The sequence below is a fragment of the Roseitalea sp. MMSF_3546 genome (assembly GCF_030732865.1).
In the GTDB taxonomy this organism is placed as follows: Bacteria; Pseudomonadota; Alphaproteobacteria; order Rhizobiales; family Rhizobiaceae; genus Roseitalea.
In genome coordinates this window covers 35678-61174 of record NZ_JASHKB010000004.1, presented here as the reverse complement: position 1 = coordinate 61174, position 25497 = coordinate 35678, and the positions used below count along the sequence as shown (strand labels likewise).

At 65.1% G+C, this 25497-nt stretch carries 22 protein-coding genes; 17 read left to right on the top strand and 5 right to left on the bottom strand.

Features of this window, described 5'->3' with window-relative positions; genetic code table 11:
* The first annotated feature begins 306 nt into the window (after positions 1–306).
* Positions 307–1545 (top strand): MFS transporter, encoded by a 1239-nt coding sequence (locus RBB34_RS04960; protein WP_306118090.1) that lies wholly within the window; start codon positions 307–309, stop codon positions 1543–1545.
* An 81-nt stretch (positions 1546–1626) separates the two neighbouring features.
* On the opposite strand, the gene ugpC is transcribed toward RBB34_RS04960, so the two are convergent.
* The 5 genes from ugpC to RBB34_RS04935 all read right to left on the bottom strand — a co-directional run bounded on the left by ugpC (position 1627) and on the right by RBB34_RS04935 (position 6347).
* Positions 1627–2718: a sn-glycerol-3-phosphate ABC transporter ATP-binding protein UgpC gene (ugpC, locus tag RBB34_RS04955; RefSeq protein ID WP_306118089.1), complete on the bottom strand. Its 1092-nt coding sequence runs from the start codon at positions 2716–2718 to the stop codon at positions 1627–1629.
* A complete protein-coding gene (locus RBB34_RS04950) occupies positions 2718–3149 on the bottom strand; it encodes a RidA family protein (RefSeq protein ID WP_306118088.1) in 432 nt (143 codons plus the stop codon). The genes ugpC and RBB34_RS04950 overlap by 1 nt, the downstream gene beginning before the upstream one ends.
* Before the next feature lie 8 nt (positions 3150–3157).
* Positions 3158–4048 (bottom strand): carbohydrate ABC transporter permease, encoded by an 891-nt coding sequence (locus tag RBB34_RS04945; protein WP_306118087.1) that lies wholly within the window; start codon positions 4046–4048, stop codon positions 3158–3160.
* Positions 4045–4929: a sugar ABC transporter permease gene (locus tag RBB34_RS04940; protein ID WP_306118086.1), complete on the bottom strand. Its 885-nt coding sequence runs from the start codon at positions 4927–4929 to the stop codon at positions 4045–4047. Before RBB34_RS04940 ends, RBB34_RS04945 begins: the two co-directional genes overlap by 4 nt.
* A gap of 143 nt (positions 4930–5072) precedes the next feature.
* Positions 5073–6347 (bottom strand): extracellular solute-binding protein, encoded by a 1275-nt coding sequence (locus tag RBB34_RS04935; RefSeq protein ID WP_306118085.1) that lies wholly within the window; start codon positions 6345–6347, stop codon positions 5073–5075.
* Between the two features lie 171 nt (positions 6348–6518).
* On the opposite strand from RBB34_RS04935, the gene RBB34_RS04930 reads away from it, so the two are divergent.
* The 16 genes from RBB34_RS04930 to RBB34_RS04855 all read left to right on the top strand — a co-directional run bounded on the left by RBB34_RS04930 (position 6519) and on the right by RBB34_RS04855 (position 25497).
* The gene (locus tag RBB34_RS04930) at positions 6519–7973 is read left to right on the top strand and encodes an aldehyde dehydrogenase family protein (protein WP_306118084.1); all 1455 of its coding nucleotides are present in this window, start codon (positions 6519–6521) and stop codon (positions 7971–7973) included.
* Positions 7973–8764, top strand: a complete 792-nt coding sequence (locus RBB34_RS04925; protein WP_306118083.1) for a creatininase family protein — start codon at positions 7973–7975, stop codon at positions 8762–8764. The genes RBB34_RS04930 and RBB34_RS04925 overlap by 1 nt, the downstream gene beginning before the upstream one ends.
* Positions 8761–9759, top strand: a complete 999-nt coding sequence (locus RBB34_RS04920) for a Gfo/Idh/MocA family oxidoreductase (RefSeq protein ID WP_306118082.1) — start codon at positions 8761–8763, stop codon at positions 9757–9759. The genes RBB34_RS04925 and RBB34_RS04920 overlap by 4 nt, the downstream gene beginning before the upstream one ends.
* Before the next feature lie 92 nt (positions 9760–9851).
* Entirely contained in the window at positions 9852–10589 is a 738-nt protein-coding gene (locus RBB34_RS04915) for a GntR family transcriptional regulator (RefSeq protein ID WP_306118081.1), read from the top strand.
* A 350-nt stretch (positions 10590–10939) separates the two neighbouring features.
* The gene (locus RBB34_RS04910) at positions 10940–12115 is read left to right on the top strand and encodes a M14-type cytosolic carboxypeptidase (RefSeq protein ID WP_306118080.1); all 1176 of its coding nucleotides are present in this window, start codon (positions 10940–10942) and stop codon (positions 12113–12115) included.
* Positions 12112–12924, top strand: coding sequence for an alpha/beta hydrolase (locus RBB34_RS04905; RefSeq protein ID WP_306118079.1), 813 nt, complete (start codon positions 12112–12114; stop codon positions 12922–12924). The genes RBB34_RS04910 and RBB34_RS04905 overlap by 4 nt, the downstream gene beginning before the upstream one ends.
* Positions 12921–13652 (top strand): GntR family transcriptional regulator, encoded by a 732-nt coding sequence (locus RBB34_RS04900; protein WP_306118078.1) that lies wholly within the window; start codon positions 12921–12923, stop codon positions 13650–13652. The genes RBB34_RS04905 and RBB34_RS04900 overlap by 4 nt, the downstream gene beginning before the upstream one ends.
* A complete protein-coding gene (locus RBB34_RS04895) occupies positions 13649–15262 on the top strand; it encodes an ABC transporter substrate-binding protein (RefSeq protein WP_306118077.1) in 1614 nt (537 codons plus the stop codon). The genes RBB34_RS04900 and RBB34_RS04895 overlap by 4 nt, the downstream gene beginning before the upstream one ends.
* A gap of 9 nt (positions 15263–15271) precedes the next feature.
* Positions 15272–16282, top strand: coding sequence for an ABC transporter permease (locus RBB34_RS04890; protein ID WP_306118076.1), 1011 nt, complete (start codon positions 15272–15274; stop codon positions 16280–16282).
* 2 nt (positions 16283–16284) lie between these two features.
* Complete coding sequence (locus tag RBB34_RS04885) at positions 16285–17127, top strand: ABC transporter permease (protein ID WP_306118075.1); 843 nt, start codon at positions 16285–16287, stop codon at positions 17125–17127.
* The gene (locus RBB34_RS04880; RefSeq protein WP_306118074.1) at positions 17124–18719 is read left to right on the top strand and encodes an ABC transporter ATP-binding protein; all 1596 of its coding nucleotides are present in this window, start codon (positions 17124–17126) and stop codon (positions 18717–18719) included. The genes RBB34_RS04885 and RBB34_RS04880 overlap by 4 nt, the downstream gene beginning before the upstream one ends.
* 9 nt (positions 18720–18728) lie before the next feature.
* Entirely contained in the window at positions 18729–20780 is a 2052-nt protein-coding gene (locus RBB34_RS04875; protein WP_306118073.1) for a hydantoinase/oxoprolinase family protein, read from the top strand.
* Entirely contained in the window at positions 20777–22450 is a 1674-nt protein-coding gene (locus RBB34_RS04870; protein ID WP_306118072.1) for a hydantoinase B/oxoprolinase family protein, read from the top strand. Before RBB34_RS04875 ends, RBB34_RS04870 begins: the two co-directional genes overlap by 4 nt.
* The gene (locus RBB34_RS04865) at positions 22443–24098 is read left to right on the top strand and encodes a hydantoinase B/oxoprolinase family protein (protein ID WP_306118071.1); all 1656 of its coding nucleotides are present in this window, start codon (positions 22443–22445) and stop codon (positions 24096–24098) included. The genes RBB34_RS04870 and RBB34_RS04865 overlap by 8 nt, the downstream gene beginning before the upstream one ends.
* Complete coding sequence (locus RBB34_RS04860; RefSeq protein WP_306118070.1) at positions 24095–24442, top strand: TIGR04076 family protein; 348 nt, start codon at positions 24095–24097, stop codon at positions 24440–24442. The genes RBB34_RS04865 and RBB34_RS04860 overlap by 4 nt, the downstream gene beginning before the upstream one ends.
* Positions 24443–24444: 2 nt before the next feature.
* Entirely contained in the window at positions 24445–25497 is a 1053-nt protein-coding gene (locus RBB34_RS04855; protein ID WP_306118069.1) for an aldo/keto reductase, read from the top strand.

Here is a 25497-nt window from a genome sequence, read left to right as displayed (position 1 = left end):
GCTCCGATGCGAATTCAGGGCGCGCCATAGCAGATTTTCGCCGCTGTGCGCCTGTCGATTTCGGTCCGGCTCTGCCGTTCGGCGGTGACGGGCCGACCAGTCCCCGGCGAAGCCATGGTGCGCCGTGATCGCGGCATCCGCATCCTTCAAGCAAGAGGCTTCGGCTTCAAGCAAGCGGCTTGGGGTAGCCGAACCGGACCACCTTCCCTTGCGGCGCATTCGGCCGAGAAACGTCTCGCCCGCACCTGTCATTCGGCATGATGTTGCAATAGCTTGGCGGGTCGGCCGAGTCCCGTGAGGTCCGTGATGACATCTGCCTGGCGACTGACGATAGCGGGGTTCGTTGCGACGGCGGTCGCCTTCGGCCCGGCGCGCATGGGCTTCGGGCTGTTCCTGCCGGTCTTCCGCACCGAGTTCGCATTGTCGACGTCGATGGCGGGGCTGATCGCCAGCGGCGGCTTTCTGGCTTTCCTGGTGGCGCTGCTGGCGACGGCCTGGCTTGGTCCGCGCTACGGACCGCGATTGCCGGTCATGGCCGGCGCCGTGTTGGCGACAACGGGGTTCGCGGCCGTGGCGGCGGCGGCCGGGCCCGGCCTTCTTGCGGCCGGCATTGCGCTCGCCGGCGCCAGCGCGGGTCTGTGCTGGGCACCGTTCAACGATGCGGCCGAGCGTGTGCTGCCCGGTCAGGCGCGCGCCGGGGCGCTTTCCGTGATCTCCACGGGCACCACCGCCGGCGTCCTTGCCGCGGCCGGGCTTGCGATCGCCGTGACCGAGGGGCTTATCGGCTGGCGCGCGGCGTGGATCGGCTTTGCGCTCGGCGGGCTCGCATTGGCGCTGGCCGTGCGGGTCGGCGTGCCGTCATGGGGCCGCGGGGCGCGGCGGCACGGAGCTCTTGGTGCGGTGCAGGTCGACGATGTCGCGGCACCCCCGCCCAGCCTCGTCCAGCGCGCGGCCGCCCCGCTTTACGCCAGCGCGTTTTGCTTTGGCATGACCAACGCGGTGTTCCTGTCCTTCGCCGCCGACCGGGTCGTCGCAGCGGGCGGGCTGCCGGGTCTGCCCGATGCCGCCGCCTCGACGGTGATCTTCTTCGGCTACGGGCTGTGCGGCGTGCTTGGCCTGGCCACCGGCCGGATCGAGGCGCGCTATGGCCTTGCGCCGCTTTCCTGCGGCATCTTCGCGGCCGGTGCGCTGTCGCTGGTCCTGATCGCGCTGGCGCCGACGTCCTGGTCCGGCGTGCTCGCCGCCTCGGGACTGCACGGTGTCGCGATCATGATGGTCAGCGCGCTGTTCTCGTTCTGGAGCCTGCGGCTGTTTCCGGGGCGAGGCACGCTTGGCTTCACTGCGACGCTGCTCGCCATGGCGGCCGGCAGTGTGCTTGGGCCCGCGCTCGCCGGCGTGCTGGCCGCCTCGCTCGGAGCGGCGGCGATGTTCGTGGCCTTTTCCGTCCCCCCGCTTGCTGCCTCGCTGTGGTTCGCAACGCGGTTGCGGCACGCCCGACCGCGCCTGCCATCGGCGGTCCGGTCCGCAAGGGGCCAAAAGCGGTGAGCACCCCCTGACCGTACTCGAATGCCCAATCCAGCAGGAAGGGAACCCGATCGGGCACGTCAGTTCACGCTCCAATCCCTGCTACAAGCGCTCGCCGTCCGACCGAAACACGTGCAAATCCGCCGCGTCAATCTCGAGCCATACCGGCGTCCCCCGCTCTGTCGGTACTGGTTCACGGGTTTCTACGGTTATCATCGGATCGACACCTTCGATGCGCACATGGGCAATCGCGTCGCTGCCCAAGCGTTCGACCAATTCGAGTGCGGCGGGAATTGCGTGACCGGTCTTCGTTGCGCTGAGTTGAACAGCATCGGGACGAACGCCGACAACGAGCTCTTGATCGGCCCTCAACGCGGCTGGAGCAGCGCCCCCGATGGTGATCATTGGACCGCTGTCGGCGCCCAGACGGAGTGCGGGTTGTCCGTCGATCGTGGTCGCGATTGCTTGCACCAGGTTCATTTTCGGCTGACCGAGAAATCCGGCGACGAAGGTGTTTACGGGCCGTTCGTAGAGCTCGAGCGGAGCGCCTTGCTGCTCGATACGTCCGCCGTTGAGAACGACGATCCGCTGGGCGAGCGTCATCGCTTCAACCTGATCGTGCGTGACGTAGATCATTGTCGACTGGAGTTCGCCGTGCAGGCGGGCCAGTTCGACGCGCATTTGCGCGCGCAGATCGGCATCGAGATTGGACAAGGGCTCGTCAAACAGGAAGACCTCGGGCTCACGCACGATGGCCCGCCCGATCGCCACGCGCTGGCGCTGACCGCCGGACAGTTCCCTCGGGCGCCGCTTGAGAAGCTCGCCAATCTGCAGGATGCCGGCCGCCTTCTGCACCTTGCTCTCGATCTCGTCGCGGCCCATGCCCGACATCTTCAGGCCGAAGGCCAGGTTCTCCGCCACGCTCATATGCGGATACAGCGCATAGGACTGGAAGACCATGGCCAGTCCGCGGTCGGCCGGATGCACTTCGTTGACGCGCTTGCCGGCAATGGTCAGTTCACCGGCATCGATGTCCTCGAGCCCGGCGATCATGCGCAATAGCGTCGACTTTCCACAGCCCGAAGGACCGACGAGCACCACGAATTCGCGATTCTCGATCTCCAGCGAAATGTCACGCACCGCCTCGACATTGCCGTATGCCTTGCGGAGGCCGCGCATTCCGACCGGCGCCATCAGTCCGCCTCCGTCTCGGGCTTGACCGCCCACATCTCGATCTCCACGAGGAAGCCGGGCAGCAGTACCGCCTGAACGGCCGTCCGCGCCGGCAGGGGTTCGGGCATCGCATCGGCGTAGACGGCGTTGAACTCGTCCCAGGTTGAGATGTCGGTCAGGAATGCATTGACCTTGAATACGTCCGCGAAGTCGCAACCAGCGGCGCGCAGCTTGTCGGCGCAGTTGGCAAGTGTGGCCTGCGTCTGCTCGGCGACGCTGTTGCCGATCACCGAGCCGTCCATGGCCACGGCGACCTGGCCCGACAGGACGACAAGCCTTCGCGCGTCGACCTCAAGGACCGGCGAATAGGGTCCGGCGGTCGCGTGCTGCCGGACGCTGTTGGCGGGAACCTGCTTTGCTGGCGATGCCTTTGTGCCCAGTGTGGTGGTCATCGATGCTCCTATCCCTTGACCGAGCCGCTGACCAGGCCCTCGACCACGAAGCGCCAGACAAGGACGACCAGGATCAGCGTTGGAATGATTGCGATGAAGATTCCGGTGTTCAGAAGGCTCCATGACACGTCGGTATTGCGCGCCAGCGCCGCCATGACCACCGAGACGGGGCGCGAACTGGCTTCTCCGGACAGGACGAGCGCGAACATGTACTCCGAATAGGACAACATGAACGCAAAAAGCCCGGTTGCGCCGATGGAGGGCAGGGCGAGCGGCAGTGCGATCCGTACGAAGCTCTGGAAGGCGTTGCACCGGTCCAGTATGGCCGCCTCGAACAGTTCGGCCGGCAGCCTGCGGAAGAAGACGGAGAGGATCAGCACCGTGAAGGGCAGCGCCTGCGCGGTATGCACCAGTATGATGCCCCAGACCGACCCGATCAGCCCCAGTTGCTGCATGATAAGATAGACCGGCACCACCAGCGCCGCCGTCGGGACGAGCGGCGACAGGATGATGAACATGAAGCTCATCCTCTTGCCCGGAAAGGCGTAGCGCGCGAAGAAATAGGCAGCCGGGGCGCCGAGCACGATGTTGAGCACCATGGCCGCGGCGGCGATGCGGGCGCTGTTCCAAAGGCTGCGCGGCACCTGGCGCGCGGCCTCGGAGATCATCGAACGCTGCGCGCCCTCGACCTCGTAGGACGCCGGCAACTGCCCCGTGAAAATGTAGCGGTAGTTCTCCAGCGAGATCCCCTCGCTGAATACAGACCGTTCGGGCGACAGCAGCACGCGGTCGGGGACGACCGAGCCGTAAAGCGCCAGCAGGACCGGGCCGCCGGCGAATGCAAAGATCAGCGCCGAGATCAGGAACGTCGACATCGGTCGTCGGCGACGCCAGCTCATGACGGTCGTTCTCCAAAAAGGTCCGAGGGCAGCGCGCGGGTGATGGCGACGATCAGTGCCGCCGCAACGACGACCATGATGAATGCGAGCGCTGCGCCCGCCCCGAAATCGTACATGGCGAAACTCTCGCGCCAGATCTGGAAGGCGAGCAGCGTCGTCGCCGTGCCAGGCCCGCCGCCGGTCATCGCGTAGACCAGGTCATATGTCGTAAAGGCCACCAGCGCGTTGTAGACGACAAGCACGACGATCATCGCCTTGATCTCGGGAAAGACGATGTATCTGAAGCGCCGCCAGCCGCTGCGACAGTCGATGGTCGCCGCCTCGATCGTTTCACCGTTGATCGCCGCCAGAGCGGCCATCACGAGAATCACGGCAAACGGGATTTGCGTCCACACATGTGCGATCAGCACGCAGTAGAAAGCCAGGTCGGGCGAATTGAGCCACTGGATGGAGGCATCGATCGCACCGATCTGCTTGAGCAGGCCGTTGATGATGCCGAAGCTGGGATGAAATACCCAGATCCACAGCACCGCGCTTATGGCGCCGGGCAGGACCCACGGCAGAAGCACCACGGACCGGATGATGGTCGAGCCAGCAAACCGGCTCTGCAGGAAATGAGCGATCGCCGTGCCGATCGCGACGACCAGCGGCGCGGCCAGAACCATGAACCAGACCGAGTTCCACATCGCGGTCCGGAAGTAGTTGGTGTCGAGCACGCGTGCGTAATTGTCCAGCCCGACGAAGGGCTCGCCGGGAAACAGCAGCATCACCTGATGCAGGCTCGTCCAGAAGGCGTGCGCGACCGGTACGCCAATGAACAACAGCACCGGCAGTAGAACCGGCATGAGCCAAAGGAAGGGAAAGCGATTGCGTGTCCACATGTGCTTGGATCCGAGCCCGTACCGACGGCCGAGCGGTCGCGCCGGGAAGTCGTCGAAGGCATGCGTGCCGCTGGCCATGCGGCGTCGGACAGAACGGGCCGCGTTGATGCGCGGCCCGGTCGGTCTTTCTCCTGCGTGGCGTTTCAGCGGTTGGCGAACTGTTCCTGGAGCATGTTCCAGCGTTCGGCGCCCTGGGTCATGGCGTCCTCGACGGTGATCTCGCCGACCATGGCGCTGGCCAGGAGCGGACGGAAATAGGCCGTCCAGACGGCGGTCCATTCGGTCCAGGTGCCCGCGCGCGCCGATTCAACCTGCGCCGCATGGGTCTGCATGTCCGTCCACGTGCCCCATGCGTCGACGACATCCTGATCCTCGAGCAGCGGCAGTTGCGCAAAGCCAAGTCCGTCCTCGACGGCCCAGCGCTTGGCGACCGTGTAGGGCTGGCCGGCCATGAATTCGATGAACTTCCATGCGGCCTCGGCCCGTTCCGGATCGGCTGCGGCATCCGCGGTGACAGCGTAGAACTTGGCGAAACCGAGCGTGGCGCCTTCTTCGCCCGGCATCGGCGCAAGCGCGAACTGGCCCGCCAGGGGCTGTTCACCGGCATTGTTCATCGCCGCCAGCACGTAATTGTAAACGACCGTGAATGCATGCTGGCCAGTGTTCATCGTCGTGATGATGTTCGACTCGTGGTTTTCCGGCTGAACCAGTTCCTTCTCGAAGGCCTCCCGAAGCCATTGCAGATGCTGGAAAGCGGCGTTGTCCGGATCGTCGAAGACCGCGTTGAGCTCCTCGTTGAACAGGTCGCCGCCGCGGCCATAAACCTGGGCGACGAAAGCATCGAAGAAATTGGGCAGTTCCTGATTGTATTCGTAGACGATCGGCCGGTCCATGCCCGCTTCCTTGAGCTTTTCGGCCGCTTGCATCACTTCGTCCCAAGTGCCCGGAACCTCGATGTCATGCTCGTCGAGGATCGCCTGATTGTATATGAACGAGATCGTGTCGGCGTAGTACGGCAGACCATACACCTCGCCGTCATAGGTCACGTCCGACAGCGCAAAGCCGGCCATCTCGGATTTCAGGGTTTCAAGCGTGTCCGGGGGCGCAATGTCGTCAAGCGGCGCCAGCCAGCCCGCTGATGCCCACGCGGGCAACCAATCCTGACCACCATAGATCACATCGGTTCGGGTATTGCCGCGGAAACGAAGGACCATGCTGTCCTGATAGTCGGGCCAGGCATAGTCGGTCAGGTTGACCTTGATGCCCGGACTTTGCTCCTCGAACATCCGGATGTTGTCCTGAATCGTGGAGAGTGAATAGTTCCAAACCACGAATTCAAGGGTGATATCCTCCGCCATCGCCGGCTGGACGGCCAAAAGTCCGCCGCCAACCAGCGCTCCTGCCAAGAGACGTTTCATTTGCCGGATCTCCCTTTCGGTATGTCAAGTCGTTGTCAGCCGCGTCGGCACGTGGCTTTCATCCACCCCCACGCATCGGCGGCAATGCCGTTGACAGAAATGCTGTCGCACGCATTATAGAAACCGATCGAAATCAATTGCAACCCATTTTGACTTATCGCGAGGGATTCCATGTCATTCCGCTTCGATGGGCGCACCAATTTCATAGCCGGCCGATGGGGAGACGACCCGTCAGGCACGCAACACGACGCGGTCAGCCCGATCGACGGCGCAACGATCGGCACAATGGCCTGGAGCACCCGCGCCGCCGCGCGAGAGGCGATCGCCGCTGCGCGCCAGGCGCAGCCGGGTTGGGGCCGTACCTCCCTCTGGGACCGGGCGAGAGTGCTGCGCGGCATCGCCGATGCCATCCGCGGCCGGCAAGCGGCCCTGGCCGATCTGCTGACCCGCGAGCAGGGCAAACCCATCGCCGAGGCAAGGTTCGAGGTCGGCAAGGCCGCCGACGGGTTCGATCTGGCCGCCGATCTGGTCAAGTATCTCGAAGGCCGGACCATACCGGCCGAAGACACAAGCAAGCGGGTGCTGACCTTTTATCGCCCGCGCGGCGTTTACGGTGTGGTCACGCCGTGGAACTTCCCGGTCAACATCCCTGTCGAATACCTTGCGCCTGGCTTGGCCGCGGGCAATGCCATCGTCTGGACGCCGGCGCCGACGACCGCGCTGATCGGGGCGGCTCTCGTCCAGGTCATGGCCGACGCCGATCTGCCGCCGGGCGTGCTCAATTTCGTGACCGGGCCAGGGCCCGAGGTGGGCGACGAGATCGTCTCGCATGACGGGGTTGACGGCGTCGGCTTCACCGGCAGTGCCGCGACTGGCAAGAGGATTGCCCAGCGCGCGGCGGGCAAGGCGCAACTGCTCGAACTGGGCGGCAACGGTCCCGTGATCATTCTCGACGATGCCGACCTTGACAAGGCGGCGACTGCCACCGCCGCGGGCTGCTTCGTCAATGCCGGCCAGGTCTGCTCGTCCTCCGAGCGCGTTCTGGTGCATGAAGCGGTCTACGATGCCTTTGCCGAACGGATGACGGCCGCCGCAGGCACCATCGTGATTGGCGACCCGCGTGACGAGGCAACGACCATGGGGCCCCTTAACAACCCTGAGGTCGCCGCCAAGGTGAACGCCCATGTTGATGACGCAGTCGGCCGCGGCGCAAGGGCCGTAGCGGGCGGTTCGCGACTTGCGGCTCTGGGCACCGACCTTTATTTCGCGCCGACCGTGCTGACCGGCGTTGGCCGCGATGCGCTGATCAACACCGAGGAGACGTTCGGCCCGGTGGCACCGCTGATCCGTGTCGCATCCGATGACGAGGCAATCGCCGCGGCCCGTGACAATCGCTACGGACTGGTTTCCTCGGTCTTCACGCGTGACATAGACCGTGCCTTTCGGTTCATCGAGGCCGTGCCCACCGGCATCGTCAACGTCAACGACACATCCAACTATTGGGAGTTGCATATCCCGTTCGGCGGCGTCTCCGGTAAGGACAGCGGCGTCGGACGTATCGGCGGGCGATACTCGCTCGAGGCGATGTCGGACCTCAAGACGGCCACCTTCACCGTCGACGTGTGATGACTGTGTTTCGCCTGAACGAACTGACGACGCGCCAGGTCGACGCCCTTGATCGGGACGCGACCGTGCTGCTCGTGCCGCTCGGCTCGGTGGAGCAGCATGGTTGGCACATGCCGCTGGGCACCGATACGATTCTGGCCGATGCAGTGAGCGTGGCGAGCTGCGAGCGCGCTTGCGCGGGCGCGTTCGTCTTGCCCGCCCCCTGGTTTGGCTATTCCCCGCATCATATGGGCTTTGCCGGCACGGTGACACTGCGCGCCGAGACATTCATGTCGCTGGTCACCGATGTCGTCGGTAGCCTGGTCGCGCACGGCTTCCGGCGTATCGTTCTGGTCAATGGCCATGGCGGCAATGCCGCGCTTGTTGGCGTGTTGTCATCGACGCTTGGCCACGCCCATCGCGGCCGCGCGCGGATCGCCGGATTGACCTATTTCCAGCTCGCCGCCAACGAGATCGCCCGCCTGCGCAAATCGGCGCCTGGCGGCATGGGCCATGCCGGCGAGTTCGAGACCGCGATGATGCAGCATCTGCGCCCCGAACTCGTGGGCGATGAGGCCGAGACCGTCTATCCCGAAACCGGCTCGCGCCATCTGTCGACAGACCTCCTCGCCGGCAATCGGGTTTCGACCTTTCTCGACTTCGCGGATCTTTCGGCATCGGGCACGCTGGGTGACCCGTCGCTGGCGGACCCCCAGGCCGGCGCCGCCTATTTCGCCGCCTGCGCGGACGCGCTCGCCGGCTTCATCGATGAATTCATCACATGGCCAGTCAACGGGGAACAACTGGAATGAAGCGCATCAAGGTGGCTGTCATCGGCCTTGGATTTTTCGGCATGCGGCATGCGCGACTTTATGCGCGTCATCCCGCCGCAGAACTGGTCGCGGTCTGCGATCTCGACCCGCGATTGCGGGCCGAGGCCGAACGGTTGACCGGCGCCACCGCCCACGAGGGCTATGACGCGATCCTGGCCGATCCGGCCATCGATGCGATCAGCATTTGCCTGCCCGACCGGCTGCATGTCGATGCCGCCGTGGCCGCCGCGCGCGCCGGCAAGACGATCTTGCTCGAAAAGCCCATGGCTCATTCCACACCAGCCGCGCGCAGGATCGCCGATGCGGTCGAAGCGTCCGGCGTCCGGCTGATGGTTGGTCACATTCTGCGCTTCGACCCACGTTACGTGCAGGTGCATGCCGCAGCAGCACCGGAACGTCTGGGCGAGGTAATCCATATGCGCGCCAAGCGCCATGGCATTCGCTCGACAGCGGCGCGGCTGGGCGATCGCAGTTCGATTCTGTTTTACATGGGCGTGCACGATGTCGATGCCATGCAATGGGTGGCGCGCTCGCGAATCGCACGGGTCTACGCGCAAAAGCGGCAGGTCCTTGGCAACGGCAATGAGGATGCCCTGCAGGCCATCGTCAACTTCGAAAGCGGTGCAATCGGGATCATCGATTACAGCTGGGCTTGGCCAGACGGGTTGATGAACGGCTATCGCGCCACGCTCGAAGTGGTCGGAACGAAATCGGCGACCTATCTCGACTGCGCCGACCAGGGCTTCTACACCGTCACCGATCAGGTCATGCAGGGCGGCGACACGCATTTGTGGCCGGAAGTCAATGGTCGAATCGCGGGCGATCTGGCCGATGAGATCGACCATTTCGTTCTCGCGACCCGCGATGGTGCACCTTATCTGCAGGATTGGCGCGAGGCATTTGATGCAATTCCGGTGCTCGATGCACTGGCCCGGTCGGCCACGACCGGCGAGAGAACCGATGTGGCACGATAGCGGGCCGACCGACGCGTTATTGGTCCGAAATGGTTGACTTTGCCTTGCGGACACTGTTGTTCGGCCACGGGCGCTAACCAATGGTTGATACGATGAGCGAAGCACGGCCACTCCCCGATCCGGGGACGGTGATATCGAATGAAAAGGCCAGCCCTTCGCTGGTTTATCGCGCATTGTTGCGTTCGCTCGCCAGTGGGTCGTTGGTTCCCGGCGCGAAGCTTCCCAACGAACGCGAACTGGCCAGTCAACTCAACACCAGCCGGACCGCAGTGCGCAGCGCGTTGTCGCTGATGGAGCGTCAGGGGCTGGTCCGGCGCCAGGTCGGCGCAGGCACGTTTTTGACTGAGGATGCCTCGAGCGTTTTCGAGAAGCTCGACCAGACCAATGTGGCCGCCCACGAGGAAGTACCTTCCTTTCTCGAGATCGCCGAGGGGCGGTTGCTGTTCGAGCCTGCCATGATGCATCTTGTCGCAACGCGCGCCGAACCGGCCGACATCGCCCGGATGCAGCGCATTTTGCAGGACGTGCTGGATGCGCCGACCTGGCGGGAGTTCAAGGAGGCGATCTATTCACTGCATCAGCAACTGTTCATGGCCACCAAGAACCGGTTCCTGATGCAGATCATGGACAGTATCCTGGCTGATCGGCGCGCCGTCGCCTTCGATGGGCGCGACACCGACAAGCCGGCCCCGGACGCGGTGCGCCGGCAGACCCACAAGGAACTGGCGGCGATCGTCGATGCCATCGCCAGGGGGGATGCGAAATGCGCCGAAAGCCTGGTCTCGGACCATCTGATGCGAACCCTGGCGACGGTTAACATCTGGCGGTGAGCACCGTCTAGCCGTACCTCCGCAAGGCTTTGCCGCGAACGATCGACGAAGGTCGCCGAACTGACCAAGGCCGCGACCCCGGCAGGATGGGCTTCTCGGCCGACGATTTCGGACACCAACGCAGCCTCGCGTGCTGACACTCAACAGACCCTGAGCGGACAATCTGGCATCGCCCGCATGGCGATGTCCGGAAGCTGCGTTGGCGGCGCACAAGCGGCGTGGACAGCGCCCCGAGCATTCTCCGGGCATTCTCTCATCATGTGAGCCGTCTTGCTGGAAATGCCGGTGCCCTCTTGCCAAAGTGAAATCTCGCTTCCTAAACTGAGATCACAGTTTTGCGGAGTATGTTCGTGCCTTCGACCGCCGTCACATCGACCGTCACCGTCTCGGCGGGTTTCGAGGCCGGCTCGATCCGTGTCTTGCGGGCTCACGCGCCTGACTCGATCCGGGTCCGACTGAGCGGCGATCCCACGGCGGGTGACCTGCAATGGTTCTACTTTCGGGTCAGTGGACTTGCAGGGCGCGGCTGCCGCATCGAGTTCGACAACGCCGATGCCGTCGCCCGGCTTGATGGCCGCGAAGACGTGCCGGACTGCTGGACCGGGTACCGCCCCTTCTGCTCGCGTGACGCGCAGACATGGTTTCGTTGCGACGCCCATTACCAAAATGGCGTGCTCACCATTATCGGCCCAGAGGCCGCCGACACGCTGTGGTTCGCTTATTATCCCCCGTATCCGATGCAGCGGCACGCCGCGCTGATCGGCCGCGCGGTCGCCGACCCGCGCGTGCGATTGGATACGCTGGGCACCACGCCCGATGGCCACGAGATCGACTTGCTGCGGATCGGTACGCCGGCACCCGGAAAGCCCAAGGTGTGGCTCATGGGCCGTCAACATCCATCCGAGACGATGGCGGGTTTCTTCATGGAGGGGTTGCTGGCGCGACTGCTCGATCCGGCTGATGCGCTGGGCCGGCATCTTGTGGACACGCTCGATCTGCATGTGATCCCGACCGTCAATCCCGATGGCTCGCGCAGAGGCCACACGCGTACGAACGCGCGCGCCATGAATCTCAATCGCGCATGGGCGGACCCTGACCCGGCGACGGCGCTGGAGGTTGTGTTGATCCGCGACCGGATGCGGGCCGAGGGCGTCGACTTTTGCCTTGACGTCCATGGGGACGAAGAACTGCCCTATGTATTTCTTGGCGGCCCGCTTGAGATCCCGTCCCGGTCGGAGCGCCTTTCCAGGCTGTTTGACGACTATGCACACGCGATGGAGCGTGCCTGCCCCGCCTACGCGCTTGCCGATCCCTACCCCGGCGGCGCGCCCCAGACGGCGGACCTGCGCATGGCGTGGAACTGGGTCGCCGAAGAGTTCAATTGCCTGTCGGTCCTGCTCGAGATGCCATTTAAGGACACGCACCGTCAGCCCGATCCCGACATGGGCTGGTCGCCCGCGCGCTGCGCGGATCTGGGCCGCAGCACGCTTGAGGCGATTGGCGCGGTCGCCGGGAGCTTGCGATGACCGCATTTTTGACCCCGGAAGAATTGAACCGCGAATACCTGGATGCGGACGCGATCCCGGAGGCGCACTCATTTCCCCCTCGCTGGATGGCGCTGGCGGCGGAATTCCGCGACAGGGCGGCAAGCACGGCGCGTTTGGGGCTGCCCTATGGCGCGGATGCGCGCCAGTGGTTCGACCTGTTCTTGCCCGACGGCACGCCAAAGGGGCTCGTGGTCTTTATCCATGGCGGTTACTGGCACTCATACGATCCGCGCAGTTGGTCGCACCTTGCCGCCGGGGCCTGCGCCCATGGCTGGGCCGTGGCGATGCCGTGCTACCGCCTCGCGCCGGCCGTGCGCATTCGTGCGATCACATGCGACATCCGAAACGCCCTCTCGGTCGCCGCCGATCTGGTGGCTGGGCCGATCATCCTGACCGGGCATTCCGCTGGCGGGCACCTGTCGGCGCGCATGCTCACCCTGGCGCCCCAGCCCTCGTTCGGCGGCCGGATCAAACGGGTCGTGCCGATCTCGCCGCTTGGCGATCTGCGGCCGATCGCGCTGACGACGCTCAACGAGACCCTGCACCTGGATCCGCAGGAGGCGGAAGCCGAAAGCCCCGCACTGATGCGTCCGATGACGGGCGCCGAGGTTCACGTCTGGGTCGGCGCCGCGGAAAGCCCGTCTTTCCTGTGGCAGGCACGCCGGCTCGCCTACGCCTGGCGCGCGCCGTGGACGCCTGAACCGGACAAGCACCATTTCGACGTCATCGACGGGCTTGCCGAGCCCGACAGCCTGTTGATCCATAAGGTTTTGGGGATGGCGTCATGAGCTTTGCGCTGCGCGCCATCGCGTCCGAGCCGGCCAACATACGCATCGCGCGTGAGTTGCGCTTGCAGCTAATGCGCGGCGAGCGCGAACCCGGAGAAATCCTGACCCATCGCAAACTGGCCGAGCAGCTTGGCGTCAGCCCGATGCCGGTGCGCGACGCACTGCGCCAGTTGCTGGCCGAGCGCGCCCTGGTGGTCGCCAACGGCAACCGCTCGGTCGCGGTTCCGCAGCTCGATTTGGCGCGGCTCTACGATCTCAAGACCGTCCGCGAGAACCTGGAAGGCACTGCCGCGCGGCTGACGGCCAGCCGGTGGCGCCCGCATCAGCTTGCCCGTATCGAGGCCATTTTGGAGGCGAGCGAGACGACCGGAACGCCCGACCTGTCGAGAAACCTCGATTTCCACTTCGCCATCTACGAGGCGTCACAATCCGAGGTCCTGCTGCCGCTTATCGAAAGCCTCTGGCTGCAGTTCGGCCCATACCTGACCCGGGTCAAGGCGCTTGCGGGCGACACGATGGGCACCGGCGACACCTATCACCGCCGCGTTGTCGAGGCCTTGCGCGCCCGCGACGAGGAGGCAGCGCAGCGCGCGATCGTCGCCGACATCTCGGGGGCGATGACCCTGCTGTTTTCGGACCACGCCGTGGCGGCGCGTCCCAATTCCACAACGATAACGGGCCGGCCAAGGCCCGAGGCTCAAACATCAACACAGAGGATCCTGAAATGACCAAGTTAGATGCTTCGACTGCCTCGGAAACGACCCGTCGGCAGGTGTTGCAGATCGGCGCCGGGTTCGGCCTTGCCCTTGCGCTGCCGCTCGGCCGGATAGCGTCCGCGCAAGAGGGGTCGAGCCTGCGCATCGCCGTACCCGCCGATGTGTCCGGCTGGGACCAGGACTTTCTCGGGTTCGACACCGTCGCTCTGGCCGTGATGAAGAACATCTATCCCTACATGATCGACTACGGCGTGCGCGATGTGGAGGGCGGCCGGGTCGGCGATACCGAGACGGTGGTCCCGCTTTTTGCCGAAAGCTGGACCTCGAACGAGGACGGCACGGTCTGGACGCTGCGCCTGCGCAAGGGGATCCGCTTCCCATCGGGTAACGAACTGACCGCACATGACGTCAAGTGGTCGAAGGATCGCGCATTTGCCGCGCAGGCGAACGTCGCCGGCATCTACCGGATCATCGGACTGACCGAGGCCGACCAGGTCACCGTCATCGACGACTATACCGTCCAGTTTTCACAGGCGACGCCGTCGGCGCTCAGCTCGCAGATCCAGATCATCTCGCTCTACGTGTACGACAGCGAACTGGTCAAGCAGCATGCCACCGACGACGATCCCTGGGCGCAGGCCTGGGTCAACATGAACCCGCAGGACGGCGGCGCCTACAATGTTTCCGAGTATCGGCCGGGCGAAGAGATCGTGCTGACGGCCAACCCGGAGTTTCCAGGCGAGCCGCCGGCGGTGCAAACCATCAGCCTGCAGGTCGTCCCGGCGCCAGCCAACCGGCGCCTGCTGCTGCAAAACGGCGATGTCGATATCGCGCTCGGCCTGGCGCGGCGCGACGCACAGGACATGGCGGACGTCGACGGCCTGACGCTGTTGTCCGCGCCCAACAACCAGTTCGTGTTCGTGCCGATGAACATGGCCATGGCGCCCTTCGACAATGTCGGCGTCCGCCGCGCGCTGGCGATGGCCGTGCCCTATGAGGCGCTGATCAGAAGCGTCTACAATGACGACGCGCGCCCGCTCAAAAGCCCGGTGCCGATCGACATGCCGGGGCACAGCGACACCGGATATCCGTACGACTACGATGTTGAGGCCGCGCGCGCGGCGCTGGCCGAAGCCGGCTATCCGGACGGGTTCGAAACCTCGATCGTCATCAACGCCGGCGCGGTCGACGAAGAGCGCATCGCGGTCATTTTGCAGGCCGCATTTGCCGAGATCGGCGTAACGCTGACGATCGAAACGGTCGATCCGGCAACGCTGCAGCAACGCCGCCGCGACCGCACGGCGCCGCTGCAGATCGCGTCGGGTCAGATGTGGGTGAACGATGTCGAGTATCTTCTTGCCGTGGCACTGACTGAGGGCGGGTTCCTCAACTACGCCAATTACAGTTCGGACGTCGTCGACGGGATCCTCGCCTCGCTTCAAGGCGAACTCGATAGCGACACACGCATGGCGCTGATCGCGCAGGTCCAGGAGCAACTGGCCGAGGATGTTCCGTGGCTCTGCCTGGCGCAGCCCAACTTCCTGCTTCCGGTCAGCGAGCGTGTCGGCGGCTGGGTGCAGCCGGTCGACGGGCTGTTCCGGCTGCGCTACCTGACGGCCTGATCCACAACCGTGCTCGTCGCCGCCTTCATCGCCAAGCGCCTTGCCCTGCTGATCCCGGTTCTGATCGGGGTCAGCATCGCGAGCTTCTTCCTGATCCGTCTGATCCCTGGCGATCCGGTCTTGCTGATCGTGCCGGAAACGGCGACGGACGCCGATATTGCGGCGGCGCGCGAACGGCTGGGACTGGATCAGCCGATCCCGGTCCAGTACCTGCGCTATCTTGGCGGTTTGCTGCAGGGCGATTTCGGAACGTCGATCACCACCAACCGCCCGATCGCAACCGACCTGGCGCAGCGGTTGCCGATGACGCTTGAGCTGATCACCTTCGCGATGCTGCTCGCGTTGGCCGTCTCGGTCGCGCTGGGCGTCTATGCCGCGCGGCGTCTTAACAGACTGCCCGACATGCTGACCCGCATCGGCGCGATCGTCGGGAATTCACTGCCGGAATTCTGGCTGGGCATCATGCTGATCCTGCTGTTCTACCAGATCCTGGGCATCGCGCCTGCACCAACGGGGCGGATCGGTTCGGATTTCGCCGTGCCGACGGTGACCGGGCTGATCACCGTCGACACGCTTCTTGCCGGACGATGGGATTCGTTCGTCAACGCGCTCAGCCATCTCGCCCTTCCCGTCGTCACACTGGCCATCGTGATTTCCGCGCCGATGATCCGTTCGGTTCGCGCCTCGGCGATCGAAGTGATGCAGAGCGACAGTTACCGCTGCGCCGCGGCGCACGGCCTGCCCGAACGCAAGCTGGTCAACGGCTACCTGATGCGCCAGACGCTTGGCCGCTTGCCGGCGCTGGCGGCGCTTGTGTTCGGCAATCTGATCGGCGGTAGCGTGCTGATCGAGTTTGTCTTCTCGTGGCAGGGGCTCGGACAATGGGCGCTCCGTGGCCTGCAGGTGCGCGACTACCCGGTGATCCAGACCTTCGTCCTCGTCACCGCGACGGCCTATGTGCTTGTCTTCCTCATCGCCGACATCGTCCAGGCGATCCTGGACCCGCGGGTGAGGATCTGAGAATGAGCCAGACGCCTCTGCTCGCCCCGACCCGGCGCATTGCGCGCATGGAACCGGCCGTCGTGGTCGGATCCGCAATCGTCCTGCTCGTGCTTGCGGCCGGTATCGCCGCGCCCTGGATCACGCGCTGGGGATCGACGCAGATCGACCCGTTGCACTTTCTCCAAGGTCCCAGCGCGACGCACTGGTTTGGCACCGACGGCAACGGCATGGACATCTTCGCCCGCGTCCTCTACGCCGCGCGGATCGACATCGGCATCGCGCTGGCCGCCGTCGCGCTGTCCGTCGTTCTGGGAACCGCGATCGGGCTGATGCTGGGCTATGCCGGCGGCTGGGTCGACGATATCGGCATGCGCGGGCTCGACATCGTGCAGGCCTTTCCGGTGTTCATCCTGGCCCTCGCCATTGCCGCGATCCTGGGAGCCAGCCTGCCGAACCTGATCCTGACGATCGGGCTGATCAATGCGCCGCCCTATGCGCGGCTGATCCGCGCCGAGGTCGTAGCGTTGCGCCATCGCACGTTCATCGAAGCGGCGGAATGTGCGGGCAACTCGCACCGGTCGCTGATGCTGCGGCATCTGCTGCCGAACGCATTGACCCCGATCCTGGTGATCGCGCCGCTCAACTGTGGCTGGGCCATCCTGACCCTTGCCGGCCTGTCGTTCGTTGGGCTCGGCATCCCGGTGCCCGAGGCCGAATGGGGTGCAATGATTTCGGCTGGGGCCGCCGACATGGTCGGCGGGCGCTGGTGGACCGCAACGTTTCCCGGCCTTGCGCTGTTCATCACCGTGCTCGGCTTCAACCTGATCGGCGAGGGGCTGCAGCAGCGGCAGGCGAAACGATGAGCGCCGCCCTCCTCGACATCCGCGACCTAAAGGTCTCGATCCCGACGCCGCAGGGCATTGTCGAGGCGTTGCGCGGCGTGTCGCTTCACGTCGCGCCCGGCGAAGTGCTGGGCGTGGTCGGCGAAAGCGGCGGCGGCAAATCGATGATCGCACGCACATTGACGCATCTGCTGCCCTATCGCGCTCAGGCCAGCGGCAGCGCCACGCTGTCAGGCACCGACATCATGGCGCTGCAGGGCGAGGCGTTGCGACAGTTTCGCGGCGGCGAGGTCGGGCTGTGTTTTCAGAGCCCGCGCGCAGCGCTCAATCCCGTACGCACGGTCGGCGATCAACTGGTCGACCGGTTCAGGGCCCATGCGCCCGGCGACGGTCTCAAAAGGCGGGCGATCGCCGCGCTGGCGGCGGTCGGGTTGCGAGCACCGGAAACGCTGATCGAATACTTCCCGCATCAACTGTCCGGCGGCATGGCGCAGCGGGTGATGATTGCGCTGTCGCTGAGCTGCAATCCGCGCCTGCTGGTCGCCGACGAGCCGACGACCGGGCTGGACGTGACACTGACCGGCGAAATCCTGGACCTGATCGCCGCGCAGGCACGCGACGGCGACCGCGCGGTAATGATCATCTCGCACGACCTCGCCGCGCTGACGAAGGTGTGCGACCGGCTGGTGGTGATGGAAAAGGGCCTGATCGTCGAGACGGGCGCGACCCGGCAGCTGATCACCGCACCGCAAAGTCCCTACACCCGGCGCCTGATCGCGGCCGTGCCGGACGTCACGACGCGCAGGACCACATCGCCTGAATCACGTGACGGCGAAACAGTGATGACGTTGCGCGACGTCGAAGTACGCTATCCCGCCCGCTTCGGAGGCAAGCCGCCACCGGCGTTGACTGGCGTCAATCTCGACATCCGCACCGGCGACACGATCGCCGTCGTCGGCGAAAGCGGATCGGGAAAATCGACGCTGTCGCGCGCGATCATGGGGCTCTTGCGACCCACCGGCGGCGAAATCAGATTTCGCGGCCACACGCTGTCAGCAATGCGTTTCAACCAGCGTCGCGGATTGCGGCGCTACATGCAAATGGTGTTCCAGGACCCGTTCGACGCGCTCAATCCGCGGATGACGGTCGAGGACATCGTTTCGGACCCATTGCGCCTGACCGAGCCCGACGCAGCACGGCGGTCTGCGGCCATCGATCGGGTGCTGGTCGAGGTCGGGCTGGACCCGTCATACCGGACGCGGCGACCGCACGAGCTTTCAGGCGGGCAGGCGCAGCGCGTCGGGCTGGCGCGCGCCCTGTCAATCGATCCCGAACTTGTGGTGCTCGATGAGCCGGCCTCGGCGCTCGACGTAACCGTTCAGGCGCAATTGCTCGACCTGATCCGCCGGCTGACCGAACGGCGCGACCGCGCCTATGTCATGGTCAGCCACGACCTCGCCACCGTTCGCGCGCTTTGCGACCGGATCGTCGTCATCGACGCCGGCCGGATCGTCGAACAGGGCGCGACCGAAGACATCTTCACCAACCCGTCCTCGCCCAAGACACGGGCCCTGCTGGACGCCGCACCGCGGCTCCATGTCGACGCCAGATAGGATTATGAGATGACTGCCGACACCCGCATCGCCGTCGATATCGGAGGAACCTTCGTGGATGCCGTCGAACTCGACATGACCACCGGCGCTTTCCGCTTTGAGAAGGCGCCGACAACGCCCGGCGCACCGGCCAATGGCGTGATCGATGCGGTCGGCAGGCTGCGCGACAGTCTGGAAAGTGTCTCGCTGTTCATTCACGGCACGACGCTGGGCCTGAATGCCGTTCTGGAACGGCGCGGCGCGCTGACCGGCATCATCACCAATGCAGGCTTCCGAGACATCTTTCTGATCGGCCGGGGCAACGTACCGGACGCGCACATGTACGATTTTCAGTACCAGCGGCCCGAATCCCTGGTGCGGCGGCGTCATATCTTCGGCGTGCCGGGCCGGCTCGACTACAAGGGAAACGAGATCACGCCCCTGGACGAGGACGCGGTGCGCGCCGCCGCCAAGACCCTCGTCGAAGATATGGGGATTGAGGCGATCGCGGTCACCTATCTGTTCTCGTTCAGAAACCCCGAGCACGAGCGCCGCACCGCCGCGATCATCGGCGAGATGTATCCAGAAACGAAGGTCTCGATCTCCTCGGACATCACCCGCGAGCACCGCGAATACGAACGGACCTCGACGACGGTTCTCGACGCGTACATTCGCCCCATTTTCGAGCGCTATATCGACGCGTTGCGCGCCGCGCTCAAAGCACGGGCGTTCTCGGGTCGATTTGCGATCATGCGCTCTGGCGGTGGCGCGATGTCGGCAGACGCGGCGAAGTCCTCGCCGACGCAGACTGTGTTGTCAGGCCCTGCCGGCGGGCTGGTCGGCGGCGCGCTGATCGCCGAGGTGCTCGAGAGGCCCGATCTGGTCACCTTCGATATCGGCGGCACATCGCTCGACGTGTGCCTGATCGAACAGGCCGCGCCCATGGTCGCGCACGAAGCCTCGCTCGAGGACTTGCCGCTTCTGATCCCTACATATGACATCCGGACGATCGGCTCGGGGGGCGGTTCGATCGCGTCGATGAACCTGGGCCTTTTAAAGGTCGGTCCGCGCTCGGCCTCCGCGGTGCCGGGACCCATCTGCTATGGTCGCGGCGGCACCGAGCCAACGGTAACCGACGCCGCACTGGTTCTGGGCTACATGGATCCGGAAAGCTTTCTGGACGGACGCATGCCGTTGGATGCCGCGGGCGCCAACGAGGGCATCAAGCAGCAGATCGCCGAACCGCTGGGGCTGGACGTGGTGCAGGCGGCGGCGCGCATCTTCGACGTCAGCCTGGCCAATAATGTCGGCGCGGTGCGCCAGCTGACCGTGGAGCGCGGGCGCGATCCCAGGGATTTCAGCCTTTTGGCCTTTGGCGGGGCAGGACCGCTGATCGCGCCGCTGGTCGCGCGCGAGATGGGCCTGAAGGACACGATCGTCCCGCTGCTTCCGTCGGGTTTTTCGGCATGGGGCATGCTGGGCGCGGATATCGTCGACGACTTCGCCCAGACCGACCTGACGATCCTGGGCAGTGAGACAGCCGAGGCGCTCGACGCCAAGTTCAAGACCCTGGAAGCGGACGCGGCGCGATCGCTGTCCGCGCAAGGCGTTCAGCAGGGCGACGCCGTGATGGAACGCCAGCTGGAACTGCGATACCAGGGCCAGGAGCACGCGCTGACCCTGACCGTTGGCGCCACGCTGGATGCCGATGAGCTGGTGCAGCGTTTCGCCGCCGCGCACGAAGGGCTCTACGGCCACAGCATGGACGCGCCGGTGCAGATCCTGACGACCCGTGTGCGCGGCATCGGACGAACCCGGCGGCCGACGCTGGTCAAGGCCGAGCAGCCCGCGACCGCGCCGTCGCCCACGCCCAAAGCCCACCGAGACGCCTTCGACTTCGCTCAGCGCGCGATGGTGTCCTTCGCCGTGTACAACCGCGCCGATATCGCGCCCTTCAGCAGCCTGTCGGGACCGGCCTTGATAGACGAGGGCACGTCGGTGACCGTCATTCACGCGGATCAGACGGTGGCGGTGAACGCCTATGGACATTTGATCATCGCCAGTCAGAGGAGCGACGCATGACCGCCGCCACCCGCGCCGCCGACGGCGCCTTTACCGCGATCGTGCAAAGCTACATAAACGCCGCCGCCAATGAGATGCGCGCCACCCTGGTGCGCACCGCCTTCACTCCGGTGATCTACGATGTGCTGGATTTCGGCATTTCCATCTATGACGCGCGTCTCGATCTGATCGGCGAGGCCCCCGGCCTGACCTTCTTTCTCGGTGCCAACGACTATTCCGTGCGCAAGGTGCTGGAGTATCACGGGACCGACACGCTGGCGCCAGGCGACATCATCATCTCGAACTATCCCTATTGGAACGGCGCGCATGTCTCCGACGCGACGCTGCTTGCGCCCGTGTTCGACCCCGAGCGCGGCGATCTGCTTTCCGTGCTCGTGGTGCGTGCGCATTGGATGGATCTGGGCGCAAAGGATCCAGGATACGTGCTCGACTCCACCGACATGCATCAGGAGGGGCTGGTGTTCCCGGCGACCAAGCTCTACCGCAAGGGCAAGGCGAACCCCGAAATCATCGAAATCATCCGGTTCAATTCGCGGATGCCGGACCTTGTGATCGGGGACATGCATGCCCAGGTCGCAGCGCTCAGGACCGGCGAGCGACGCATGCACGAAATCCTGGGAAAGTTCGGGCGCGACGATTTCGAGGCCGCGCTGGCCGGGATGCATGCCCATGGCGAGGCGGCAACGCGCGCGGCGCTGGCGGATCTGCCCAAGGGCAGCTGGAGCGCAAGCGACATTCTCGACGACGATGGCATCGGCACCGATCCGGTCCACATGCAGGTGCGCGTGACCATCACCGACGACACGTTCGAGGTGGATTTCGACGGGTCTTCCGCAGCCACCAAGGGGCCCGTCAACATGCCATTCGGTGCGACGGTCGCCATGTGCAAGGTGCTGTTCAAGTCGCTGACGACGCCGGACGAGCCCTCAAGCGCCGGCCAGATGCGGGCTCTGTCGATCAAGGCCGAGCCCGGCACTCTGTTTCACGCGGTCTACCCCGCGCCCACCTTCACGCTGTGGACCGGGATCGTTGCCCTCGAACTGGTGCTCAAGGCACTGTCGCAGGCGATGCCCGACAGGCTGGCTGCGTCGTCGGGGGGCGACGTGCCGGGCTTCATGATGCTCGGCATTCATCCCGACACCGGCCAGATGTTCGCGGTGTCCAACAACGACCCTGTCGGCTGGGGTGGCGCGCCGACCCACGACGGGTCGAACGCGCTGATCCACTTGTCCGAAAGCATCGTGCGCTCGACATCGACCGAGATCATGGAAACGAAGACCACGATGCTGATGGAGCGCGTCGAGGTCACGCCCGACTCCGGCGGTCCCGGACGCTATCGCGGCGGGCTTGGTCTGACGCGCGACATACGGTTCCTGACCGATGGCGAATTCCTCACGGTGATCAAGAAGACCAAAAGCCCGCCTTGGGGCCTTGCCGGTGGAGCGAACAGCACGCCCAACCAGATCGTGCTGTTTCCGGGGACCGACAAGGAACGCAATGTCTCGACCCAGCGCGTCGCGGTCAGGGCCGGAGAGCGCGTGCGCGTCATCAGCGCCGGCGGTGGCGGCTATGGGCCAGCGTCGGAACGGCCGCGCGACGCGATCAAGGCCGATCTTGCCGAAGGCTACGTGACGCCTGAGGGCGCGCGCCGGGACTACGGCCATGAATGAGGTGGGCACGATCGACGGTGGTCTGGTGGAAATCCTGCGCGCCTCGCTGGGCAATGTTGCCGAGGAGATGCGCACGACGTTGATCCGCACGGCATTCAGCCCTGTAATCTACGAGGTTCTGGACTTCGGCATCTCGATCTACGACGCCAAGTACGATCTGATCGCCGAGGCGCCGGGCCTGACCCGGTTTCTAGGGGCCAACGACTTCGCGGTGCCGACGATCATGCGCCGTGTCGGACCTGAAAACGTTGTCGAAGGCGACGTCATTGTCGCCAACTACCCCTATTGGAACGCGGCGCATGTCTCGGATGCCAGCCTGATCGCGCCGGTGTTCGCCCCGGGACGCACCCGTCCGTTTGCCTGGCTGTGCGTACGCGCGCACTGGATCGATCTGGGCGCGAAGGATCCGGGCTATGTCCTGGATTCGACCGACATGTATCAGGAAGGGCTGGTGTTGCCTGGCATCAAGCTGGTCAAGGCTGGCGTGCCTGATGCGGAACTGCTCGCGCTCATCCGTTTCAACTCGCGCATGCCCGAGCGTCTGATGGGCGACATCCACGCCCAGCTTGCCGCCCTCGCCACCGGCACACGGCGCATGGCGGCGCTGATCGCGCGCTATGGCGCCGACACACTCGAACGGGGGATCGCGGCGCTGATCGCCTATGGCGAGGCAGTCGTGGACCGGGCGCTTGCGGACCTGCCCGAGGGTCGATGGAGCGCCGAGGATTGGCTAGACGGCGACGGTATCGACGAAACCCCGATCCCGATGAAGGTGACGGTGACCCACGCCGATGGCCGCATGAGCGTCGACTTCGACGGCTCGTCGCCGGCGGTGCGCGGGCCGGTGAATCTGCCCTTCGGCTCGACCATGGCGACGGCGAAGGTGGCGTTCAAGGCGCTGACGTCGCCCGGCGAGCCAAGCAATGCCGGGCACATGCGGGCGCTGACGGTCAAGGCCGAGCCGGGCACGTTGTTTCACGCCGTCTACCCCGCGCCAACCTTCACGCAATGGGCCGGCATCGTCGCCCTGGAGTTGATCTTCGCCGCGCTTGCCAAGGGCATGCCCGACCGGATCCAGGCGTCCTCGGGCGGTGACGTGCCTGGCTTCATGATGATCGGCACGCATCCCGATACCGGCGAGCGCTATGCCCTGTCGAACAACGAAAGCGTTGGATGGGGCGCCACGTCGCGGCACGACGGGCGGCTGGCCGGGAGCCATCTGTGCCAGTCCGTCGTGCGCAACACGCCGATCGAGGTGCTGGAAACCCGCACCGCGATGCGAGTCGACCGGTTCGAATTGCGCCCGGATTCGTTTGGCGATGGGCGCTATCGTGGCGGGCCCGGCCTGGTGCGCGACCTGTGCTTCACCGCACCGGGCGAATTCCTGACCATCGCCAAGAAGACCGGGACCCGGCCATGGTCGATTGCGGGCGGCGGCGAGCCCGAACCGACGCGCTTCACCTTTTTCCCCGGAACCCCGCGCGAGCGCCGCGCGGGGACATGGCGCGCGGCGGTTGCTCCGGGCGACAGGGTGCGCGTGGAGACCGCTGGCGGCGCCGGGCATGGGCCGGCCCGCAGGCGCGATAGCGCGGCCATGCGCCGAGACATCGAGGACGGACTAAGGGCAACACGGAAGGCAGCACCATGACCGACGACAGCTTCGAACTCTACGACCTGAGGGTCGAACTGGTCCGCAGCGGCCCCGGCCGCATCTATTGCGGCAATGAAGGCGACTGGTTCGAGGTCCACGGCGAGGTCATCAAGTTTCCGCCCGGCCAGGGCTTCTCGCTCTACTCTCTTTCGGCAGTGCTGCCGTTGCTGCCTGCCAAGCAGCGTGTGACCGATGCCAATGATTGGATGAGTACCGACTCCGAGGTCGGCTGCCCCGACCCGAACTGTCCGTCGCGGCTGCGGATCACACGAACCGGCAAGCGACGGTTCAGCCATGCGGACACGACGGCCGTGCCGCTTTCCAACAACGCCGGAGAATAGCCATGTCCGAGGTCGAACGCACCGATCTGGTCCCAGGTTTCAGGATCAGCCGGATCATCAAGGGAGGTTGGCACCTTGCCGGCGGCCATGGTCCCGTCGACGCCCAGCAGGCGGTCGCGGAGATGGACGATTACGTCAAGGCGGGCATCACCACATTCGACTGTGCCGATATCTACACAGGCGTTGAGGACCTGATCGGCACATATCGGCGCGCGTGCATGGCGCAGGGCCGTGCGGATATTCTGTCGACGCTGAAGGTTCACACCAAGTGCGTCCCCGATCTGGATAGGCTTGCGACAATCACGAAGGGCGAGGTGCAGGAAACGATAGACCGCTCGCTGCGCAGGCTGGGGGTCGAGCGGCTTGATCTGGTGCAGTTTCACTGGTGGGACCTGTCGGTCCCGCGCTATGTCGAGGTCGCAGGTTGGCTGGGCGATTTCCAGCGGGCGGGCAAGATCGATCAGCTTGGGACTACCAATTTTAACACGGCCTGCATGCGCGAACTTGTCGCCGGCGGCTACCGGCCGGCGGCGTTCCAGTTGCAATATTCGCTGCTCGACCGCAGAGCCCGCCGCGAAATGATCGGCTTTTGCGCGGACCATGGCATCAAGCTGCTGTGCTATGGCACGGTTGCGGGCGGTTTTCTGTCGGACAGGTGGCTGGGTCGGCCGATGCCTGCCGAGAGCTTCGAAAACCGCTCGCTGACGAAATACCGGCTGATCATCGAGGACACTGGAGGCTGGGACGCGTTTCAGGCGCTATTGCGCCTGTTGCGCGAGATCGCCGACAAGCATGACACCGACATTGCATCTGTCGCGATGAAGGCGATGCTTCAGGACCCGGCGGTATCGGCCATCATCGTGGGCGTGCGCCACGGCGGCCATCTGGACAGGCATGCCAGGCTGTTCGACGTCGTACTGGACGCAAGCGATATGGCACGGATCGAGGCGATGGTCGCGCGGATGCCGATGCTTGACGGCGATGTCTTCGACCTCGAACGCGACCGCGACGGGCAGCACGGCCGCATCATGAAATACAATCTGAACCAGTCCTGA

Bases quoted from the DNA above. Each gene is read 5' to 3' on its own strand.
- RBB34_RS04880 (WP_306118074.1), top strand. From the start codon at position 17,124: ATGAGCGCCGCCCTCCTCGACATCCGCGACCTAAAGGTCTCGATCCCG.
- RBB34_RS04925 (WP_306118083.1), top strand. From the start codon at position 7,973: ATGACTGTGTTTCGCCTGAACGAACTGACGACGCGCCAGGTCGACGCC.
- RBB34_RS04945 (WP_306118087.1), bottom strand. From the start codon at position 4,048: ATGAGCTGGCGTCGCCGACGACCGATGTCGACGTTCCTGATCTCGGCG.
- RBB34_RS04920 (WP_306118082.1), top strand. From the start codon at position 8,761: ATGAAGCGCATCAAGGTGGCTGTCATCGGCCTTGGATTTTTCGGCATG.
- RBB34_RS04900 (WP_306118078.1), top strand. From the start codon at position 12,921: ATGAGCTTTGCGCTGCGCGCCATCGCGTCCGAGCCGGCCAACATACGC.
- RBB34_RS04930 (WP_306118084.1), top strand. From the start codon at position 6,519: ATGTCATTCCGCTTCGATGGGCGCACCAATTTCATAGCCGGCCGATGG.
- RBB34_RS04940 (WP_306118086.1), bottom strand. From the start codon at position 4,929: ATGTGGACACGCAATCGCTTTCCCTTCCTTTGGCTCATGCCGGTTCTA.
- RBB34_RS04895 (WP_306118077.1), top strand. From the start codon at position 13,649: ATGACCAAGTTAGATGCTTCGACTGCCTCGGAAACGACCCGTCGGCAG.
- RBB34_RS04915 (WP_306118081.1), top strand. From the start codon at position 9,852: ATGAGCGAAGCACGGCCACTCCCCGATCCGGGGACGGTGATATCGAAT.
- RBB34_RS04855 (WP_306118069.1), top strand. From the start codon at position 24,445: ATGTCCGAGGTCGAACGCACCGATCTGGTCCCAGGTTTCAGGATCAGC.
- RBB34_RS04960 (WP_306118090.1), top strand. From the start codon at position 307: ATGACATCTGCCTGGCGACTGACGATAGCGGGGTTCGTTGCGACGGCG.
- RBB34_RS04905 (WP_306118079.1), top strand. From the start codon at position 12,112: ATGACCGCATTTTTGACCCCGGAAGAATTGAACCGCGAATACCTGGAT.
- RBB34_RS04865 (WP_306118071.1), top strand. From the start codon at position 22,443: ATGAATGAGGTGGGCACGATCGACGGTGGTCTGGTGGAAATCCTGCGC.
- ugpC (WP_306118089.1), bottom strand. From the start codon at position 2,718: ATGGCGCCGGTCGGAATGCGCGGCCTCCGCAAGGCATACGGCAATGTC.
- RBB34_RS04950 (WP_306118088.1), bottom strand. From the start codon at position 3,149: ATGACCACCACACTGGGCACAAAGGCATCGCCAGCAAAGCAGGTTCCC.
- RBB34_RS04875 (WP_306118073.1), top strand. From the start codon at position 18,729: ATGACTGCCGACACCCGCATCGCCGTCGATATCGGAGGAACCTTCGTG.
- RBB34_RS04870 (WP_306118072.1), top strand. From the start codon at position 20,777: ATGACCGCCGCCACCCGCGCCGCCGACGGCGCCTTTACCGCGATCGTG.
- RBB34_RS04860 (WP_306118070.1), top strand. From the start codon at position 24,095: ATGACCGACGACAGCTTCGAACTCTACGACCTGAGGGTCGAACTGGTC.
- RBB34_RS04885 (WP_306118075.1), top strand. From the start codon at position 16,285: ATGAGCCAGACGCCTCTGCTCGCCCCGACCCGGCGCATTGCGCGCATG.
- RBB34_RS04935 (WP_306118085.1), bottom strand. From the start codon at position 6,347: ATGAAACGTCTCTTGGCAGGAGCGCTGGTTGGCGGCGGACTTTTGGCC.